The organism is Veillonella seminalis (assembly GCF_003992065.1).
Lineage (GTDB): Bacteria > Bacillota > Negativicutes > Veillonellales > Veillonellaceae > Veillonella_A > Veillonella_A seminalis.
In genome coordinates this window covers 1-19,839 of the sequence record NZ_RQUZ01000004.1, presented here as the reverse complement: position 1 = coordinate 19,839, position 19,839 = coordinate 1, and the positions used below count along the sequence as shown (strand labels likewise).

At 37.9% G+C, this 19,839-nt stretch carries 12 protein-coding genes and 1 pseudogene; all 13 read left to right on the top strand.

Annotated elements, in window-relative coordinates:
- The first annotated feature begins 20 nt into the window (after window positions 1-20).
- Window positions 21-953, top strand: coding sequence for a DUF4268 domain-containing protein (locus EO126_RS03350; protein ID WP_009014511.1), 933 nt, complete (start codon window positions 21-23; stop codon window positions 951-953).
- 77 nt (window positions 954-1,030) lie between these two features.
- Window positions 1,031-2,941: pseudogene (locus EO126_RS03345) on the top strand (N-6 DNA methylase); the annotation flags it as partial.
- A 4-nt stretch (window positions 2,942-2,945) separates the two neighbouring features.
- Window positions 2,946-4,175, top strand: a complete 1,230-nt coding sequence (locus tag EO126_RS03340) for a restriction endonuclease subunit S (RefSeq protein ID WP_127007570.1) — start codon at window positions 2,946-2,948, stop codon at window positions 4,173-4,175.
- A 197-nt stretch (window positions 4,176-4,372) separates the two neighbouring features.
- On the top strand, window positions 4,373-5,473 hold the full coding sequence (locus EO126_RS10795) for a restriction endonuclease subunit S (RefSeq protein WP_206168754.1): 1,101 nt from the start codon (window positions 4,373-4,375) through the stop codon (window positions 5,471-5,473).
- The gene (locus tag EO126_RS03330; protein WP_127007568.1) at window positions 5,431-8,634 is read left to right on the top strand and encodes a type I restriction endonuclease subunit R; all 3,204 of its coding nucleotides are present in this window, start codon (window positions 5,431-5,433) and stop codon (window positions 8,632-8,634) included. Before EO126_RS10795 ends, EO126_RS03330 begins: the two co-directional genes overlap by 43 nt.
- Before the next feature lie 113 nt (window positions 8,635-8,747).
- Window positions 8,748-9,677, top strand: a complete 930-nt coding sequence (locus tag EO126_RS03325) for a site-specific integrase (protein ID WP_127007566.1) — start codon at window positions 8,748-8,750, stop codon at window positions 9,675-9,677.
- A gap of 223 nt (window positions 9,678-9,900) precedes the next feature.
- Complete coding sequence (locus EO126_RS03320; RefSeq protein ID WP_225723671.1) at window positions 9,901-10,986, top strand: LLM class flavin-dependent oxidoreductase; 1,086 nt, start codon at window positions 9,901-9,903, stop codon at window positions 10,984-10,986.
- 359 nt (window positions 10,987-11,345) lie between these two features.
- Window positions 11,346-12,194, top strand: coding sequence for a class I SAM-dependent methyltransferase (locus EO126_RS03315; protein WP_164726695.1), 849 nt, complete (start codon window positions 11,346-11,348; stop codon window positions 12,192-12,194).
- A 114-nt stretch (window positions 12,195-12,308) separates the two neighbouring features.
- Window positions 12,309-14,522, top strand: a complete 2,214-nt coding sequence (locus EO126_RS03310; protein WP_127007562.1) for a TonB-dependent receptor — start codon at window positions 12,309-12,311, stop codon at window positions 14,520-14,522.
- Between the two features lie 91 nt (window positions 14,523-14,613).
- Window positions 14,614-16,806, top strand: coding sequence for a TonB-dependent receptor (locus EO126_RS03305; RefSeq protein ID WP_127007560.1), 2,193 nt, complete (start codon window positions 14,614-14,616; stop codon window positions 16,804-16,806).
- A gap of 27 nt (window positions 16,807-16,833) precedes the next feature.
- A complete protein-coding gene (locus tag EO126_RS03300; protein WP_127007558.1) occupies window positions 16,834-18,405 on the top strand; it encodes an ABC transporter substrate-binding protein in 1,572 nt (523 codons plus the stop codon).
- Entirely contained in the window at window positions 18,402-19,058 is a 657-nt protein-coding gene (locus EO126_RS03295) for an ABC transporter permease (RefSeq protein WP_127007556.1), read from the top strand. Before EO126_RS03300 ends, EO126_RS03295 begins: the two co-directional genes overlap by 4 nt.
- Window positions 19,059-19,151: 93 nt before the next feature.
- On the top strand, window positions 19,152-19,839 hold a 688-nt coding region (locus tag EO126_RS03290), incomplete at its 3' end, for an IS30 family transposase (RefSeq protein ID WP_127007554.1).

Sequence of the window (19,839 nt, the reverse complement as noted above, 5' to 3'; positions counted from 1 at the left end):
CGGGAAGCAAAGTGACATATATGGAAAAACTAGGGTGCATGAAACGGATTGATGACTTGCGGTCTATCTGGCCGCATGAGGAACAGGATTTTTCAAAATGGCTTGCCCAAAAAGAAAATCTGGAACAGCTGAGTGATGCCATTGAAATTGACCTGGAGCTTGAGAAAACGGAATCTCCAGTAGGAAGTTTCAGTGTAGACATCTACGCCCGCGAAAGCGGGAGTTCCCGTGGGATTATCATCGAGAATCAGCTGGAAGATACCGACCATGATCATTTGGGAAAAATCATTATGTATGCGGCAGGGAAAGACGCTGAAATTATAGTCTGGATTGTCAAAAGGGCTCGTGATGAGCATGAACAGGCTATCGGATGGCTGAATCAGCATACGGATGAAAATATTGGTTTTTTCCTGATTGAAATTGAACTCTGGCGCATTGGGGATTCATTGCCGGCACCACGGTTTAATGTTGTAGAACGTCCCAACGAATGGGCAAAAACGGTAAAAGCTGCAGAAACCTTGACGCCACTGCGGAAATTCCAATTGAACTTTTGGCAGCAGTTCTGTGATTATGCCTTCGATAAAGACAGTAAGTTCAGCAAGAGCTTCTCATGCAGAAAGGCTTTCGCGACCAATTGGTACAACCTAAGTACCGGCGTATCATCTGTGGTGGTAGAATTTACAATCAACACATCCCGCCATCGGGCGACAGCGGGCTTGTATGTTGCCAAGGGGAAGGATTGGTATAGGCAGCTGAAAGATAATCAAGATACGATAGAAAAGGAATTAGGCGCTTCCATTGAGTGGTCAGAAGGTGAAAAAGATGGACGTATGCTTTTGACCAAGGAGCTTGATGCGGCGTTTGATAGAAAAGAATATAAAACTTACTTTGACTGGTTCATGGAAAAAGCACTTCTGCTCAAGAAGATAGCCAATCAGTACAACAACGATTGAAGTGAACACGGGGGTGTTCAAAATCCCTGCTATCGTTCGATTGTATCAAATACAGACACCTTTGAGACCCAACCAGTGGTTCGGGTAGCTTGCTCATCAATATTGGTCAAACGACGGCAAAATATATGGATGATAAAAACAGCATTCGCTACTATGCGCAGGAGTTAAAGTCTAATACCTATAATTTGACGCGAATGAATTTGGTTATGCGCGGCATTTTGCCGGATAATATTATGACGCGTAATGGGGACACTCTGGAAGAAGATTGGCCGTATTTTGACGAATCTGATCCAGCCGGTACTTATGAACCATTATATGTGGATGCGGTAGTTTCTAATCCACCGTATTCGCAGCGTTGGGAGCCATCCGGTAAAGAAAACGACCCGCGCTATGCTCGTTATGGATTGGCTCCTAAATCTAAAGCAGACTACGCTTTTTTATTACATGACTTATTCCATTTAAAACCGGATGGCATTATGACGATTGTTTTGCCTCACGGCGTATTGTTTCGTGGCGGTGAAGAAGGTCAAATTCGTAAAAATCTGATTGAGCAGAATAATATTGATGCGATTATCGGGCTTCCGGCAAATATTTTCTTCGGTACCGGTATTCCGACGATTATTATGGTGCTTCGTCAAAAAAGAGAAAATACGGATGTTCTTATCATTGATGCGTCAAAAGGTTTTGCTAAAGAAGGTAAAAATAATAAACTTCGTGCTTCCGATATTCGTCGTATTGTAGATACGGTGAAGGGCCGATTGACTCAGGACAAATATTCTCGTGTCGTTACACGTGAGGAAATTCGTGCCAATGATTATAACTTGAATATTCCTCGTTATGTGGATTCTTCTGAAAATGCGGAAACCTACGATATTTATGCTACCATGTTCGGCGGTATTCCTGCGGCCGAATTGGAAGACTTTAATGAGTACTGGAAGGTATTTCCATCTTTGAAAAATGAACTTTTCACCGGTGACGAATATGTTTCGGTTAATACCGAAGATATTAAAGCCGCCATCTTAGCGAATAAGGATGTGCAGGCGTTTTTGACACAATTCCGCAACCGTTTTGCCGATTTAGGCGATAGCTTAGACCGTGAACTGATTGATGATGCGTTGGAACTTTCTATTCCTAAAAAAGAAGAATCTCTGACCACTGATTTATTTGGGCATTTTGCAGGCATTCCATTGCTAGATCCATATCAAGCGTATGAGATTTTTGAAGAAAAATACGGTGAAATTTCCGGCGATTTGGAACTCATTCAGACGGAAGGGATGGATGCTGTCAGAGTTGTTGATCCCAATATGGTCGTAAAGAAAAAGAATAATAAAGATGTAGAAGTTCAGGACGGCTGGAAAGGTCATATTTTGGATTTTGACTTGGTTCAGCGACTTTGTTTATCTGAACAATTGGATGCATTGACGAAGAAAAATGAGGAACTTTCTGAAATTCCGGGGTCTTATGAGGAATTACTCGAGTCTTTGAGTGAGGAAGATAAGGAAACCATTTCAGAGGCTTTAAATGACACTAATGATGCATTTGTCGTGAAAAATATTAAGAGCGTGATTACGGAACTTAAGAAGGATGCTGCTGAAAATAAAACCTTAATTCAGACACTTAAAGATGCGCAAAGCTTGAATGACAAAGAAAAGAAACTCAAGAGTCAAATTAAGACGGAAGAAACTGACTTGCATCTTTTGACAAAAGATACAATTATGAACCTTTCAGATGAAGATGTTCGTAAACTTCTCCATGCAAAATGGGCAACTCCGATTGTAGAAGGTACCTTAGCGCTCGCTGAAGCTATGCTTAATGACTTCACGAAACGTGTTGAAGTATTATCTAAAAAATATGCTGAAACAATGAACGATATCGAAGAAGAAATCAGAAAAACTGAAAAAGAATTGTCTGCGATGCTTTCAGAACTTACCGGCTCGGAAGCTGATATGGCCGGTATTCGTGAATTGCAGAAATTAATAGGGGGCTAATGAGATGGAAAAAAGAAAAACCCCGCGAATTAGGTTCAAAGGCTTCAGTGATGATTGGGAACAGCGTAAGTTGGGAAAACTAGTTGCTTTTTCTAAGGGGGCTGGTTATTCGAAAGGTGATTTGAAAGAAAATGGAACTCCGATTATTTTGTATGGAAGACTTTATACAAAATATGAAACAGTCATTTCAGATGTAGACACATTTGCCGATGCAAAAGAAAACTCAGTTTATAGTAAAGGCGGAGAAGTTATTGTTCCCGCATCAGGTGAGACAACCGAAGATATATCAATCGCTTCAGTTGTTGAAAAATCAGGAGTTTTGCTTGGTGGAGACTTGAATGTTATTACACCAGCAAATGGTATTGATTCGGCATTTTTAGCAATCAGTATTTCAAATGGCAAACCACATAACGATATGGCGAAGATGGCACAGGGAAAATCAGTTGTACATTTGCATAATCTAGATTTAGCCAAAATTGACTTTCCTTATCCTTCCTATAAAGAACAACAGAAGATTAGAAAATATTTTTCTAACCTCGACCACCTTATCACCCTTCATCAGCGTAAGCTTGAAAAGTTAAAAATTATAAAAAAATCCATGCTTGAAAATTGTTTCCCGAAAAATGGAGAAAAAGTGCCTCAAATTAGATTTTCTGGTTTTACTAATGATTGGGAACAGCGTAAGCTAGGGGAGGTTGTTGGGATTACTTCGGGTTTTATGGGTGACTCCTTATTATCGGATGGTAAGTATCACTTGACAAGGATTGAAACTATCGCAGATGGGATAGTTGATGAAAATCGTGTTGGTTATTTAAATGAAAAACCTGATGATATGTATTTGCTGAAACACGGAGATATTCTGTATAGCAATATCAACTCAATTTCTCATATGGGTAAAGTTGCAAAATATCAAGGAAATTCACCACTTTATCACGGAATTAACCTTCTGAGATTGCAACTCGAAAATAATATAAATTCTGATTTTTTACTATACTTGCTCAACACAGAAAAATGCAGAAATTGGGCAAAAACAAGGGCAAATCAAGCAGTAAGTCAAGCGAGCATAAATCAATCGCTTCTTACAACGCAAGAAATTGCAATCTCTTCATTTGAGGAACAAAAAAAGATTGGCGATTATTTCCGTAACCTCGACCACCTTATCACCCTTCATCAGAGTAAGTTAGAAAAATTACAGAAAATAAAGAAAGCTCTGCTGGAAAGAATGTTTGTATAGATTTTATATAAGTTTGGGCTGCTAAAAATAGTTGGAAGAATAAATAGACTAATGTTTAATTGTAGCGTAAAGCGTTTAATGTGTCATTTTGAAATAGAAGGATAAAATTTAGCTATAAAATTTGCATTTTTTATAAAGTTGTCTGGGAACAGCGTAAGGTTGGAGAACTGCTTATAGAGCGTAATGAACAAGCACCAATGAGTATAGAATATCCACTGATGGCGTTTATTGCTAATGAAGGTGTTGCGCCCAAAGGTGAGCGATATGACCGAAGTTCACTTGTAACAGACACTGAGAATAAGCTATACAAAAGAACTGAATTTGGAGATTTTATTTATAGCTCGAATAATCTTGAAACCGGTTCAATAGGACTTAACAAGTACGGAAAAGCTTGTATTTCTTCCGTTTACAGCATTTTTCAACCTACTGGAATTGCTGATTCGGATTTTTTAGGACGAAGATTGGTTAGAAAAGATTTTATAAACACAATGGTCAAATGGCGTCAAGGAGTTATCTACGGTCAATGGAGAATACATGAGTCAGATTTCTTAAAAATCGAAATTCCTGTTCCTTCACTTAAAGAACAGAGAAAAATCGGGATTTATTTAGAGGGGCTCGACAACCTCATCACCCTTCATCAGCGAAAGTTAAATATCCTAAAAAGTGCGCCAAAATTTTTGTTGGGTATAGTTTGGGAACAGCGTAAGTTGGGCGATATTGTAACTCGAGTTGTAAGAAAAAATGAAAATTTAGAATCTAAACTTCCTTTGACTATATCAGCTCAATTTGGTTTAATTGCTCAAGATGAATTTTTTGATAAACGAATTGCAAGCAAAAATATTAGTCATTATTATCTTATTCGTAAAGGTGAATTTGCATATAATAAAAGTACGTCAATGGATGCTCCATGGGGAGCGATAAAACGTCTTGAACATTATGACAATGGGGTTTTATCGACACTTTATATTATGTTTAGAATTCTAGATGAAAATAAGGTAAATTCAGATTATATCGTTTCTTATTATGTTACAAATTTATGGCATAAAGGGGTACGTGAAGTTGCTGCTGAGGGGGCACGAAATCATGGATTATTGAATATTGCTCCAGTAGATTTTTTTGAAACAACTTTAACAATACCAAGTAATGAGAATGAACAAAAGAACATTGGAGAGTATTTTAGACGTTTAGATCGCCTCATCACCCTTCATCAACGACAGCAAAATTTATGGAAATTTGTAAGAAAAGGAGTAAAGTTATGGATAATTTTAACAAAGAATCAGATTTTGAAGCGGCTCTGATTACTGCGTTGCAGCGTTATGGCTGGGAAAAAGACGTTCTTAAAAATCCGACTGAAGAAGATTTGCTTCAAAACTGGGCTAATATTCTCTTTGAAAATAACCGTGACATCGATCGTCTGGGGGATTATCCGCTTATTAAGGAAGAAATGGATGACCTTTTGGAACAAATCCGCCGACTTCGCACTCCTTTAGCTTTAAATGGCTTTATTAACGGTAAAACGGTAAGTATTATTCGCAAAAATCCGGATGATACTTTGCATTACGGCAAGGAAGTAAGTCTTAAAATTTATGACCGTATGGAAATTGCAGCCGGTCAAAGTCGTTACCAAATCGTACAACAGCCTCGTTTTGACCGTCGTGAAAAGGTGTTGCAGGATAGACGCGGTGATTTGATGCTCCTTATCAATGGTATGCCGGTTTTTCACATTGAACTGAAAAAGTCCGGTGTACCTGTCATTGAAGCGGCTAATCAGATTGAAAAGTATGCACATGAAGGGCTGTTTTCTGGGATTTTCTCATTAATTCAAATCTTCGTGGCTATGAATCCGTCTGAAGCCTTATACTTTGCCAATCCGGGACCTGATGGGCGTTTTAACTCTGACTTTTACTTCCATTGGGCTGACTTGAATAATGACCCAATCAATGACTGGAAAATAGTGGCAGAACGGTTATTATCCATTCCAATGGCACATCAATTGGTAGGTTTTTACACGGTTGCCGATGATTCCGACGGAGTTTTAAAAGTAATGCGTAGTTATCAGTACTATGCGTCGAATAAGATTTCTGACCGTGTGTCTAAAAATAACTGGCATGAAGGGAATCAGCTGGGCGGTTATATTTGGCATACTACGGGCTCCGGTAAGACGATGACGTCTTTTAAATCGGCGCAGCTTATTGCAAATTCAAAAGATGCGGATAAGGTTATTTTCTTGATGGACCGCATCGAATTGGGGACGCAGTCACTCAAGGAGTATCGGGCGTTTGCGGATAATGCGGATGATGTGCAGGAAACGGAAGATACCATCATGCTTATTAGTAAGTTGAAGAGTTCTGATCCGAAAAATACTTTGATTGTGTCTTCGATTCAAAAAATGAGCAACATTAAAGAGGATGCGGTCAGCAAAATGAGGGCCAAAGACCTTGAAGATATGAAGTCGAAGCGACTTGTGTTTATTATTGACGAATGTCACCGCTCTACGTTTGGCGACATGCTCTCCACGATTAAGGCTACGTTCCCGAATGCACTCTTCTTTGGTTTTACCGGCACGCCGGTGTTCCGTGAAAACGAACAAGTTATGACGACAACGGCGGATATTTTTGGCGATGAGCTGCATCGTTACAGTATTGCTGATGGTATTCGTGATAAAAACGTGTTGGGCTTCGACCCGACTATGGTCATGGTGTATAAAGACAAGGAATTACGCCAGCGGGTGGCTGTGAAGGAATCGGGGGCTCAATCGCTCGAAGAAGCTATCGAAGATCCAGTTATGAGTAAAAAATACTATCACTTTATGTCACCGAATGAAGTTCCTATGGCAGGCAAACAACTGGATGATGGGAAATACCAAAAGGGTATTGAAGATTATTTAGGCGAAGAAGCTTGGACGAATGATGACTATGAATGGGCTGTGGTTGAAGATATTGCTGAAAACTGGCTGACTCTATCGCGGAATAATCAATTTCATGCCATATTTGCCACTAGCAGCATTCCGGAAGCCGTTCGCTATTATCGTAAATTTAGAGAACGATATCCTGATTTAAAGGTGGCCGGTCTTTTTGATCCGACAATTGATAATAAGGGCGGGGACCGCTCACTTTTTAAAGAAGATGGCTTAAAGATTATGCTTGAGGACTATAATTCTATTTTTGGTCAGAACTTTGATATTGGCGGCTATGCTAAGTATAAAAAAGATGTGTCGGCTCGTTTAGCTCATAAGAAACCATATGAACGGGTAAACCGTGAATTTCAGCTGGAGCTTTTGATTGTAGTGAATCAGATGCTGACAGGTTTTGACTCAAAGTGGATTAATGTTTTGTATCTGGATAAAGTGATGGTTTATCAGAACTTAATTCAGGCTTTTTCACGAACGAACCGTCTTTTTAACATTAATGAAAAACCATTTGGCTCAATTCGTTATTATCGTATGCCTCACACGATGAAGCGGAATATTGAAGATGCTGTGCAGCTTTACTCTGGTGACCGTCCGCAAGGCCTTTTTGCCGATCATTTGCCGGATAATGTGCGCCATATGAATGCGACATTTAACGAAATGGTGGCTATTTTTAAAAGTGCCGGCGTGCCTGATTTGGATAGATTACCGGAGGATATACCATCTAAAGCTAAGTTTGCAAAATTATTCCGCGAATTTTCAACTTATATGCAAGCAGCTAGACTTCAAGGTTTTTCATGGGATAAAAGGGAATATTCCTCATTAGTTGATGTTGAAGATACCAGTGTGGAAGAAATCATTTACTTGATACCTACGGAAGATGACTATCTGATTCTTGATCAACGTTATAAAGAATTGCGAAAGCCTGGTGATTCACCGACGGATGATGGCCCTGAGGAAATTACATTCCCGATTGATCCATATCTTACGGAACAGAATACCGGTGTCATTGACAATGACTATATGAATTCGCGTTTTGAAAAATGGCGCAAACAATTAGATGACCCAAATTCCGACCCGGCTATGATAGAGGAAACGTTGACCGATTTGCACAAATCCTTTGCCTTCCTTTCACAAGAAGAACAGAAGTATGCCAATATTTTCCTTCATGATATACAGACCGGTGATGTAAGCCTTGTACCGGGCAAAACATTCAGAGAGTATGTGACCGAGTATGTGACGGCTGCTAAGAATCAACAAAATAAAAAGATTTCAACCTATCTTGGGATTGATGAAACGCTTTTGACCAACTTAATGGATGCTCATGTAACTAAAGATAATCTGAATGAATATGGCCGTTTTGATGCGCTTAAAGCTACGGTTGTTAGAGAAAAAGCACAAGAATATTTTACAAAAGTAGATAAGAAGAAGTTGCCGCCATTCCGCGTAAATAATCGCGTAGATGAGTTGCTTACAAAATTTGTGCTTGAAGGTGGATTTGATATTCAAGATCCGGATGAAGAAGACAACGTAGAAAAAGTTGGCGAGTAAAACGATACAAAAGAGTGAAATGCTATCGGCGATAAGCTCTAAATGTAAAAGAAAAATAAGACTGTATAAAAATAGTGCCTCCAATCCTTCGTCGGCGTAGGAAGGAGGCACTTATGTCAATTGTAAATAAAGCAACGGATTATTTAACGGACTATTATCGTAATTGGGTAGCGGTTTATAAAGAAGGCGCTATTCGTAATGTTACGTTATCTAAGTATCATATGAGTCTTGCTTGGTTGCAACGACTGGCTCCGGAGCTCAGGCTTTGTGATGTGACGCGCGTGACGTATCAGCAAATCATCAATGAGTATGCTAAGGAACATGAGCGGCAAACGACTATGGATTTTCATCATCAGTTGAAGGGAGCCATCCTTGATGCGGTTGATGAAGGTCTGATTCCTCGAGACCCGACACGCAAGGTTATTATCAAAGGGAAAGCACAAGCGCAAAAGAAGATTAAATATTTGAATCAGTTTGAGTTACACACCTTGCTAAAAAGTCTTGATCTCGGTGATGAAGTTAACTGGGACTGGTTTATTTTGCTGATAGCTAAGACGGGCATGCGTTTTTCAGAAGCATTGGCTATTACACCGGCCGATTTTGATTTTGCCCATCAAACCCTATCGGTTAGTAAGACATGGGATTACAAAAACGGTGGTGGTTTTTCACCAACGAAGAATAAGTCGTCGGTTCGCAAAATTCAGATTGATTGGCAGGTTATCATGCAATTTGCCTTTTTAGTCAAAGATTTGCCACCGGATAAACCAATTTTTATACGCAAGGACAAGGTATATAACTCGACTGTAAATGACTTGCTTGAACGGTGCTGCCGAAAGCTGGATATTCCTGTGATTTCAGTTCATGGTTTGCGTCATACTCACGCATCGATTTTGTTGTTTGCCGGAGTTTCCATTGCCAGTGTTGCCAGGCGGCTTGGGCATGCCAGTATGACTACAACTCAGAAGACATATTTGCATATTATCCAAGAGCTTGAAAATCAAGATGTGGATCTCATTATGAGGTCGTTGTCTAATCTTATGTAGGAAGTAAATAAATCCGCGCCGATGGGGGATTATCTGAGATAAGATAAATAACTACATAGGAATATTTAAATGTATCGTTGACATCGAATAAAATAAAACATATAATAATTCCATGATATATATTTATATCACGAAATATAGATTTGATAAAAACTAAGGAGTCCTTCGTTGAAGAAGATGAAGCGGTGACTCCGAGAAAATAATCAAATATAAGGAGATATATATGATGGAAGAAAATAAGCAAGATGTAAATAAAACACAAGCAAGCCTAAAGGTGTCTATGTTAAATTTGGTGCCTTTGCGAGCAGGTCAGACATATCTTGATGCCTATAAAGATATGATTACCTTGGCTCAGGCCGTAGAAAGTTACGGTTATGAGCGTTATTGGATTGCCGAGCACCATAATATGAAATCCTTGGGGAGTAGTGCGACTCAACTTTTGATTCAACATACTTTGGCTAATACTAAAACAATTCGTGTCGGCTCCGGTGGTGTTATGTTACCGAATCAGAGTCCGTACTTGGTAGCAGAACAATATGGTACATTAGAAACTTTATATCCTAACCGCTTAGATTTGGGCTTAGGTCGCGCTCCGGGTACTGATCAGGTAACCGCACGTGCACTTCGACGCACAAATAATCTATATACTGATTTTGCCGAAGAGTTGCGTGAATTAAAAGGCTATTTTGATGATACGAATGGTGTTCATGCTTATCCGGCAGCCGGACTTCAAGTGCCGTTTTACATATTAGGCTCCAGTACGGACAGTGCGTATTTGGCGTCTGAATTAGGCTTGCCATATTCCTTTGCCTCTCATTTTGCACCGGCAATGATGGAAGAAGCCGTAGCTATTTATCGGGAACGTTTTAAACCGTCCAAAGTGTTGTCAAAACCATATGTTATCTTAGGTTTGAATGCCGTATTGGCAGATACCGATGAAGAGGCTAAACGATTGGCGACAACGCAGACGCAACGCTTTATTGATATTATCACCGGTAGGAATCAAGGCTTACAGCCACCGGTAGAATCAGAAGCTGAACTTTGGGATAATTATGTGGAAGCCAAACGAGCACCTCATTTTGGTCCTATTTCCTTTAGAGCCGAGGACATTGCTTTCAGAGAACAAGCGGTAGTAAGACAGATGACCTCCGTTTCGTTGATAGGCAGTCCGGCTACGGCGGCTAAACAGTTACAGGACTTGCAAAAGCGTGTAACGTTTGAAGAAATTATGGCGCAGAGCTTAATTTACGATCAAACTGCACAAGCATATTCGTATAAATTATTGGCCGATGTGGTGAAAACTGTATAGGAAAACCGTAGGTATGAAATTAAATCCTACGTTAATAGAGTTTAGTTTATTAAATCCATATTAATTTTAAATAGAAAATGCAATGAATCTTAAGTTTAAACAGGATTCATTGCATTTTTTGTTTATACCACCTATTTAATGATTCAAAAAATAAAGCTTAGTTATGAGAATAATTCATAATTTATTGACGATTTTAAGATCTTTTAAATATAATTTCTTCATAGAATATTTATGAAATTTGAGAAGTTTAATCTATAAAACTGAATGAATTTATATGATTATTTCTTTAGAAGTTGTAATATATTAACACTAAAATAAGAGGATTTCATTATTTAAACTATATGAGAAGAGTTGATAAATTGAGAAAATTAAAAAATATCAATTTAAATGAAATATGGGAAAAAGAACAGGAATGGCTTAATTATAGACTTTCAGAACGTAAATATAATGATTGTGTAGAGTTGAAGTTTTGGGAAGATTTAGCACCGAGATATTCAGAAAAATTTAATCTATATCGAGATGTACCGGGTTTAGGTGAATGGCTTCATCAAAAAATTGGTAATAATAAAAGGTTGCTTGAAGTCGGGTGTGGAGTTGGAAATTTTACCATACCTTTTTCTAAATACAGTAAGGAAATATTAGCTGTGGATTTTTCGCCGGCCATGCTAAATGAATTACTAAAAAATATTGAATATGAAAATATAGAAAATATACGAATGCATCATAGTAAATGGGAAGAATTTGAAGAACCTTATGATGCAGATTTTGTTGTGTCGGTTAACTCTTTATATCGAGTTCGTTATATGGAGACGGCATTGAAGAAAATTTCAGAATACGGCAAGCAAGGTTTTTTTATAATTCGTACAGTATATAAACCCTATTTGCATGAAATTTTTGATGAATTACGTATAGAGTATAAAACAAATAGTGATTATATGTTTATGCCCATGATGCTTTGGAATATGGGCATATCAGCAAATGTTCAGTATACGCGATATGGACGGCCTATTTCTTTTCAGGCATGGAATGATATAGAAGGTCAGATGATAGACGATATTGGTGAAGATAAATATTTACAGTATAAAGACGAGCTTAGTGACAGATTTCTTCAAAAAGCAGTAAAAGGTGAAAATGGATTTACTTATATATCGGAGCAGATTATAGAAATCATATATTCATTCAAAGATGGTAGTCATTTTTCATTGTAAGAAGTGGGAAATGATTATAACCTTAATTTTTATTTTTTGCCATGGAAACAAGGAAATATCGGTAAAAATGAAAATAAATTATTAGTCGTCGATGTTTTATAAGGAGAGATTTGTATGACGAATAAGAAACTTTTATCGGCACTTATTATGATGGCATTAACAACCTCAGTACTGGGGAGTGTTTATGCGGCAGATGAAAGTAATGGGGATGCAGTAAAAAGAGATAAACCATACGCTGCTGCCGAAGAAATTGAAAAATTACCGGATATTGTCGTAATTGGGGATCGTAATAAAGAGCGTGAAGTATTACCGGGGGACTTTGTGTATACTAAGTCACAAACCGGCTTTTTAAGTGGTAAAGATACGCTTGATATTCCGTTTACACAAACAAATTTCACTGAAAAATCGATGGAGATGTTTACCGGTCCGGATAAACCAATGGACTCATTATTGGCTAATTCGCCATCAATCCGACAAAGCGGTTCAATTTTACACGGAGACTTTTTCTTCCGTGGATTTAGAACTAACGGTACTAACTTTTATGTAAATAATGTGCCAGGAGTATTTACTCAATTTAATACGCCTTTATATCCTATCGAGTCTTTAGAAATGATTTCCGGGCCTAATGTTGGTATTTACGGTACCGGTGTACAGTATGAAACAACTAATCCGGGGGGGATTATTAGCGTTAAGACTAAAGTTGCTCCTGATAATCGAGTATTTGATTTTACTCAGACTATTTCCGGTAGAGGTTTGTTTGGTGAATATTTAGATTATGGTGAACGTTTTGGTAAAAATAAAGAATGGGGTATTCGAATTACCACTGAAAATCTTAATGGCCGAAGCTCGGTAAAAGGTACAAAAATTAACGGGCAAGGTATTTTTGCCAATATCGACCACCAGTCAGAAAAATCAAAAGATAATTTATTTATTGGGTATCGTAATTTAGATATCCAAGACGGCTTGCGTTGGTTTATTTTAGACAGTTCTGTGACTAAACTCCCTGGTGTGCCAAAAGGATCCAATGATTATAGCTTTGACGGTATGGTTAAATCAACTCACGGTTGGTTAATGACATATAATCATGAGCAAAAATTTAATGAACATTGGGATGGTTTTGCTAACTTTGGTATGCAGAGAAATGATTTGGATCGAAATGTTATGGCCAATGGTGGCAGTGGTTACGTGCTCAAGGAAGACGGAACATTCCCTGTAACTGCTAGACCGGGTGGAACACCGCAAGAATATTATTATTGGCAATTAGGCACTACGGCGCATTATAATACCGGTGATATAAACCATGATATTACGTTGTCATATAATCAGGCTTGGCGTAACAGAAAAACAGCGTATAATAATGGCTCTTTGGCTACCATTGGTTCCGGTAGTCTATATGATGGCATTAATCAAATATTACCGGCACCGACTAAATTTGATACTCGTTGGAGCAATAAAACTCGCGTTGAAAGTTTCTCGATTATTGATTATATGACTTATGAAAAATGGAATGTCATTTTTGGGTTCCATAAACATGAGGCAACATCTAAGTCTTATAAATACTCAGGAAATGCAAGTAATTGGTCTTCTATTGATACGATTAAAACTGATGCAACAAGTCCTACTTATGGTTTTATCTATCATCCAAATGACAATTCTTCGATTTATGCGAGTCATACAGAAAACTTTGATGCCGGTAGTGGCGTTAATACTACTTTTGAAAACTATGGGGATGTATTACCGCCATTAAAGACCAAACAAAATGAAATCGGGTTTAAATATTTAAAAGATGATTTATTATGGACTTTAGCATACTATGATATCAAACAAGATAATTTGATTAGTGTGTATAAAACCGGCTATAGTAAACCGTTCCAATCTAAAGACGGACAAGCTCGCCATAAAGGGCTTGAATTGGCTGTTAACGGTAAGTTGGCTGATAAGTGGAATCTATTCGGTGGTATTTCCAGAATGAGTGCGAAACAAGAAAAAACTACAAATGGTACTTTAGATGGTGTACGTGTTAATGGTACCAGTGAATGGACTGCTGTTTTTGGTGCGGAATACAATCCTAATGAATTCTGGAGCTTTGTAGGTCGTGGGATTTATACAGGTAGATCACCTGTTATGAATGAAAAAATTTGGGCCGGCGGCTATACAATATTTGATGTAGGCGCTACTTACAAAACTCATTTCGGTGAAGTTCCGGCAGAATTATCCTTAATGGTTAATAACGTGTTTAATAAAGATTACTGGCAAGTTTCTCGAGGTAATCAGGTATACCTCTCCTTGCCGAGAACATTAACATTTACAGCTAAACTTCATTTCTAAGAAAAGGTATAGATTTTTGAAAAGCATGGAATTTTATTAAATTCCTTGCTTTTCTAATATTCGGACTAGTAATTTTAGGGAGATACTACTAATGAAAAAAACTATTCATAAATCAGTGTCAGGTTTGCTTGCATTGGGTTTTATCGGTTCAATTATGCCTACGGCGATAGCAGCCGAAAGCGATTCTCCATTGGATACCGTTTATGTAATTGCTTCTAAAAATAGTAATAATGAAGATGCATTACCGGGTGGTCTTGTTAATGAAAATGCAAAGTTAGGGATTTTGGGTAAACAAAGTCTTATGGACATTCCGTATAGTGAAATGTCTATGACTGAAAAAATGTTAAAAAAGTTTGACGATCCGACTCAGCCGCTTGCCAATGTACTTTTAAATAATCCTTCTATCAGAACAAGCACGACATCGCCGATGTATACTGACTTTTCTATGCGCGGTATTAATATGAACGGTAATCATATGATGTTGAATGGAGTTCCAAGTTTGTTTTATCAATTTAACGGACCTATTACTCACTATATTGATCGGATTGATATAACCTCAGGCCCAAATGCAGCCGTCAATGGTGTTAGTATGTCAAATAACGGTACTAATAGTGGTGCGACACCAGCTCCGGGCACTATTAATATTGTTACCAAAAGAGCTACAGATAAACCTAAAGTAAGTTATACGCAGACCTTTTCCGGCAGAAGTAACCTTGGTGAATTTATTGATATTGGCCGTAGATTTGGCAATAATAATGAATGGGGCGTCCGAGTTATGGGCGAGTATATGACCGGTGAATTATCACTAAAAGGTGCCGAGAAAAATGAAAAGAATATTTTTCTTAATTTAGATAGACAAGGAAAGACAAGTTTTACGAATCTTTTTATTGGGCATTTTGACCTTCGTATTAATGAGGGACAACGATGGTTTACATATGGTGGTAATGGTACTGAGTTACCAAGTGCTCCGGATTCGAATATTCCTTATGATTATAAAGGTACAACTAAATGGATGCATGGTTGGATGTATACCTTCAATCATGAGAAGCAAATCAATAAAGACGTTAGTTGGTTCACTAATATAGGTCATTCATTAAGAAGTGGCAATAAATATAATTCCAGTTCAGCTCTAAGCTTTGATGAAAAGGGGAATTTCTTGTCGTCTAACGTAGCTAATGCTCAAAATGAAAGTGGATTGAATACTTATTTCCAAACAGGTATTAGAGGTAACTTTGAAACCGGAGTAGTAAAACATCAAGCCTCAATAGCGATTGACCGTTCTTGGGCGAAATATTGGAATGATTCAAACAATGGAACAAGAGGAACAATCGGTGGTAATATTTATACCGGAACAATTTATTCACCAAACTTTGCAATACCTGCATTACGTTATGCAAAATTATCGTGGAATGAAATAAATACCGGTGTTACTATTGCAGACTCGCTTAGTTATGGTAAGTGGGATGTATTGTTAGCAGCTTCTCATAAGCATGAAAATTTCCAAAATAAATTGAGAACAGGGCAAGATATTAAAAATGATGATTGGCTACCTACTTTTGGCGTGACTTATAAACCAAATAATGATATTGCAATTTATGCTAGCCAAACTGAAAGTTTGTCGCGAGGTGCCGTGGTTGTAAATGGGTCACGAATTTATGATAATGCGGGGGATACCTTGGCTCCATCTACCAGCAAGCAGCGTGAAATAGGGATAAAATATAATTTCGAAAATATCTTTACGACACTTGCTTATTTTGATATTGACACTGAAAGCTTGATTGATAAAGAATTGGACAATGGCTTATATCATCGAGTTGCCGATGGCCGTGATAATTACAAAGGTTGGGAATGGACTGTTAATGGTCAACCGGCCGATAAATGGACCGTTACCGGCGGGCTTTTATATATGAATGGTAAACGAGAAAAAACTAATGGTGGTACGGCTGACGGAAAATTTATTAACGGTGCCGCTAAATGGAGTGGGGTTATTGGTGCCACTTACGCACCTAATGAGCAGTGGAATATAATCAGTCGTTTGAATTGGGTTGGCGAAGCTTTTATTGATAATAGTAAATCACCGACCGGAGCTACCAGAATCCCGTCATATGCAGTATTGGACTTGGGCGTTGATTACAGCACTGTTATTTCTGATGTTCCGGTTACATTTAAAGCTATGGTTTATAATGTTACTAATAGAGACTATTGGATTGGACGAGGTAGTTCAACCACTTTTGGCTTATCTATGCCGCGTACATTTATGTTATCTGCTACGGTAGAAATATAATAAACTGTTATTCCCGGAGGTGATTTTTTGAAACGGTTAATAAACAGAATGTATCTGTTGTTGTGCGTCCTTTTATGTATAGGGTTTATACTAAGCGGGTGTGGTAATCAACAATCGACAGAAGAACCTGAAATTGTATTGGCTGCCGCAAGAGATCTGGCTCCGGGAAATAAGGCTCCGTATTATTCAAGTGTTATTTTAAAAACGTGGGAATCTTTGGTAGGTATTTCGGATGATGGAAAAATAAAACCTATGCTTGCAGAATCTTGGGAGTCTAACGAAAGTAAGACCGAATGGATTTTTCATCTGAAAAAAGGGGTAAAATTCCACGATGGAAGTGATTTTAATGCGGAAGCTGTATTAGCGAATTTTTATCGAATCACTCATATGGGCTATAAGCCTTCAACGTTTTATGGCTATCAGGTTAGTCGCATTTATCCGGGATTAATTAAATATGAAGCCGATGATGCGTATACGGTTCATTTATATTTTGAAAAACCGGTTCCTATGTTAATATATCGAATGGCGGGATGGGGGAGTTGTATGTTCAGCCCTTCTTCTTTTGATAAAGAAAGTGGCGATTTTATTGATATAGCTAAGGGAACCGGACCGTTTAAGATTGTTGAAAGAAAAGCAGATAATTATACTGTATTGGAACGATTTGATGAGTATTATGGTGAAAAGGCTAAGGCAAAACGTATACGGGTTCGCGTAATAACTTCGCCGGAAGCCAGATATTCGGCATTAAAATCAGAAGAGATTTTTGGTGTATTGGATTTAGGTGGCGTCACGCCTATAATGGCTGAAGATCTTATGCGTGACGGTCGTTTTCAAGTAAATAGTGCAAAATCAACAATATCACATTATCTATCAGTAAATGGAACCAGATATCCTTTTACTGATGAACGTATGAGAATGGCTCTAAATTTAGTGATTGATCGAGAACAAATTGTTCGTCATTATTTTAGAGGCTATGGCACACCAACGAGGAATTTTTTGAATAGCACTGATCCTTTTTCAAAAGTTTATCCGCCTGAAAAAAATTTAGAAGAAGCAAAAAAATTAGTGGATGAGGTATTACAAGGAAAGCGTCAAAAGATAGTCTTTTTAATTCCGCAATATGGCGCCGCAAGATATCCGTATAAGGTTATTTCTGAATTTATTCAGGCAGAATTAAAGGTATTGGGGTTAGATACTGAGATTGTTTTGATGGATGGAATGACAGCCCGTAAGGCTATGGCTATGGGAAATTATGATTTATCAATAGGAACCAGAGGTTTGGGGAATCTTGATCCAACCTCTTTATTGTATGAATTTTTTGATACTAAAGGCCCTACTAATAAAGCTAGTAGTTTCGGATATTCCAATCCTCAAATAGATGCGGATTTTGAAAAGTTAGTTGGTACATATAATATTGAAGACCGTGCTCAAATATATACCGATATTTTGAATCAGTTAGTTGAACATCCCGCGGTAGTACCGCTTTTTGAAGATCAAAACCTGGCTGTGAGCAATAAAAAGTTATCCGGATATGATGCTGTCGTATATGGTATTACATTAGATAAAGTATCTTGGGTAGGAGAGGGAGATGTGAAATGATTGCTTTTTTCGTTTATGCAGCAAAAAGGCTTCTTATAATTTTGCCGTTTCTTATAGGTCTCTCTATCATTTCTTTTTTGCTTGGCATTATTGCTCCCGGTGATCCGGCATTAACATTATTGACAATGGATGGTTCAACGGAACCAACTGTTGAAGATTTGGCGGCTATGCGTCATTTATTGGGGTTAGATCAGCCTATATGGCAACAATATTTAAACTGGCTTATTCATGCATTAAAAGGTGATTTCGGCATATCTTATTTAACTCAAAAGCCGGTGTTAGCTGAGATTTTGAGACGATTCCCGGTTACCTTTCATTTATCCTTATGGGCAATGGCATGGGTATTGTTTTTGGGTATTCCTTTTGGTGTATGGTCTGCCAGATATAAAAATAAAAAATCTGAATTTTTAGTACGAATTTTTATATTGCTTTTTATATCAGTTCCCAGCTTTTGGTTAGCAATCATTTTTATGTTGATTTTTTCCGAGGAACTTCACATATTGCCATCAAGTGGATATGGCGACATAACTCATATGATAATGCCCTCCTTTGTTTTGGCGGCTGGTACGATAGCGGCTGTAATACGATTACAACAAACGACAATTATATCTGTATTGGAAAAACCTTTTATTCAGAGGTTAATTGTAAACTGAAATTGAACATATAAAAAATCCATAGTGAATACCGATTTGTGTTATGATTAATGTCGCTAAACCAAATCTTATACACGAGGTATCGATATCACTATGGACTCTATTAATCATAACACATCATTACGTACAAACAAACACTTATCTTACGAAGAACGCTTTTTTATTGAAAAGCAATTACAGGCAGGTGTTTCAAAAACAGCGATTGCTAATGCATTAGGCCGTTCTCGTACAACGATTCAAAGCGAGATACAGCGCGGTTCTGTAGAACAAATTAAAGCCGGTAAACGAGTTTTAATGTACTTAGCAGATTATGGACAACTTAACTATGAGAAAACCCGTCAAGGCTCTTTCAATACTCGTAAAGCCGGTATTATTTCACCGTTTCTTACGTGGGTAGAAGAGCAGGTATTAGTCCATAAATGGTCACTTGATGCTGCCGTAGGCTACGCCTTACGTAAGTGCTTGTTTGTACGTAATGAAATGGTGTCTACTAAAACTTTATATAACTATCTACATGAAGGTCTTCTCCGTATTAAGCCCATGGATTTACCGTTAGTATTACGTCGTTCTACGCGTAAATCTAATACGCGTAAACACAAGAAAAACCTTGGTAAATCTATTGATCTACGCGATGAGTCTATTCTGACTCGTGAAGAATTTGGTCATTGGGAACTTGATACTGTCCGTGGTATTAAAGATAAACATGATGAAGTGATTATTTCCCTATTGGAACGTAAAACACGAGCTTATGTAACATTGCGTTCTCCATCAGCTAAAGCTG

Coding starts and splice junctions, on each gene's coding strand:
- EO126_RS03350 (WP_009014511.1), top strand. CDS start 21: ATGGAAAAACTAGGGTGCATGAAACGGATTGATGACTTGCGGTCTATC.
- EO126_RS03340 (WP_127007570.1), top strand. CDS start 2,946: ATGGAAAAAAGAAAAACCCCGCGAATTAGGTTCAAAGGCTTCAGTGAT.
- EO126_RS10795 (WP_206168754.1), top strand. CDS start 4,373: ATGAGTATAGAATATCCACTGATGGCGTTTATTGCTAATGAAGGTGTT.
- EO126_RS03330 (WP_127007568.1), top strand. CDS start 5,431: ATGGATAATTTTAACAAAGAATCAGATTTTGAAGCGGCTCTGATTACT.
- EO126_RS03325 (WP_127007566.1), top strand. CDS start 8,748: ATGTCAATTGTAAATAAAGCAACGGATTATTTAACGGACTATTATCGT.
- EO126_RS03320 (WP_225723671.1), top strand. CDS start 9,901: ATGATGGAAGAAAATAAGCAAGATGTAAATAAAACACAAGCAAGCCTA.
- EO126_RS03310 (WP_127007562.1), top strand. CDS start 12,309: ATGACGAATAAGAAACTTTTATCGGCACTTATTATGATGGCATTAACA.
- EO126_RS03305 (WP_127007560.1), top strand. CDS start 14,614: ATGAAAAAAACTATTCATAAATCAGTGTCAGGTTTGCTTGCATTGGGT.
- EO126_RS03295 (WP_127007556.1), top strand. CDS start 18,402: ATGATTGCTTTTTTCGTTTATGCAGCAAAAAGGCTTCTTATAATTTTG.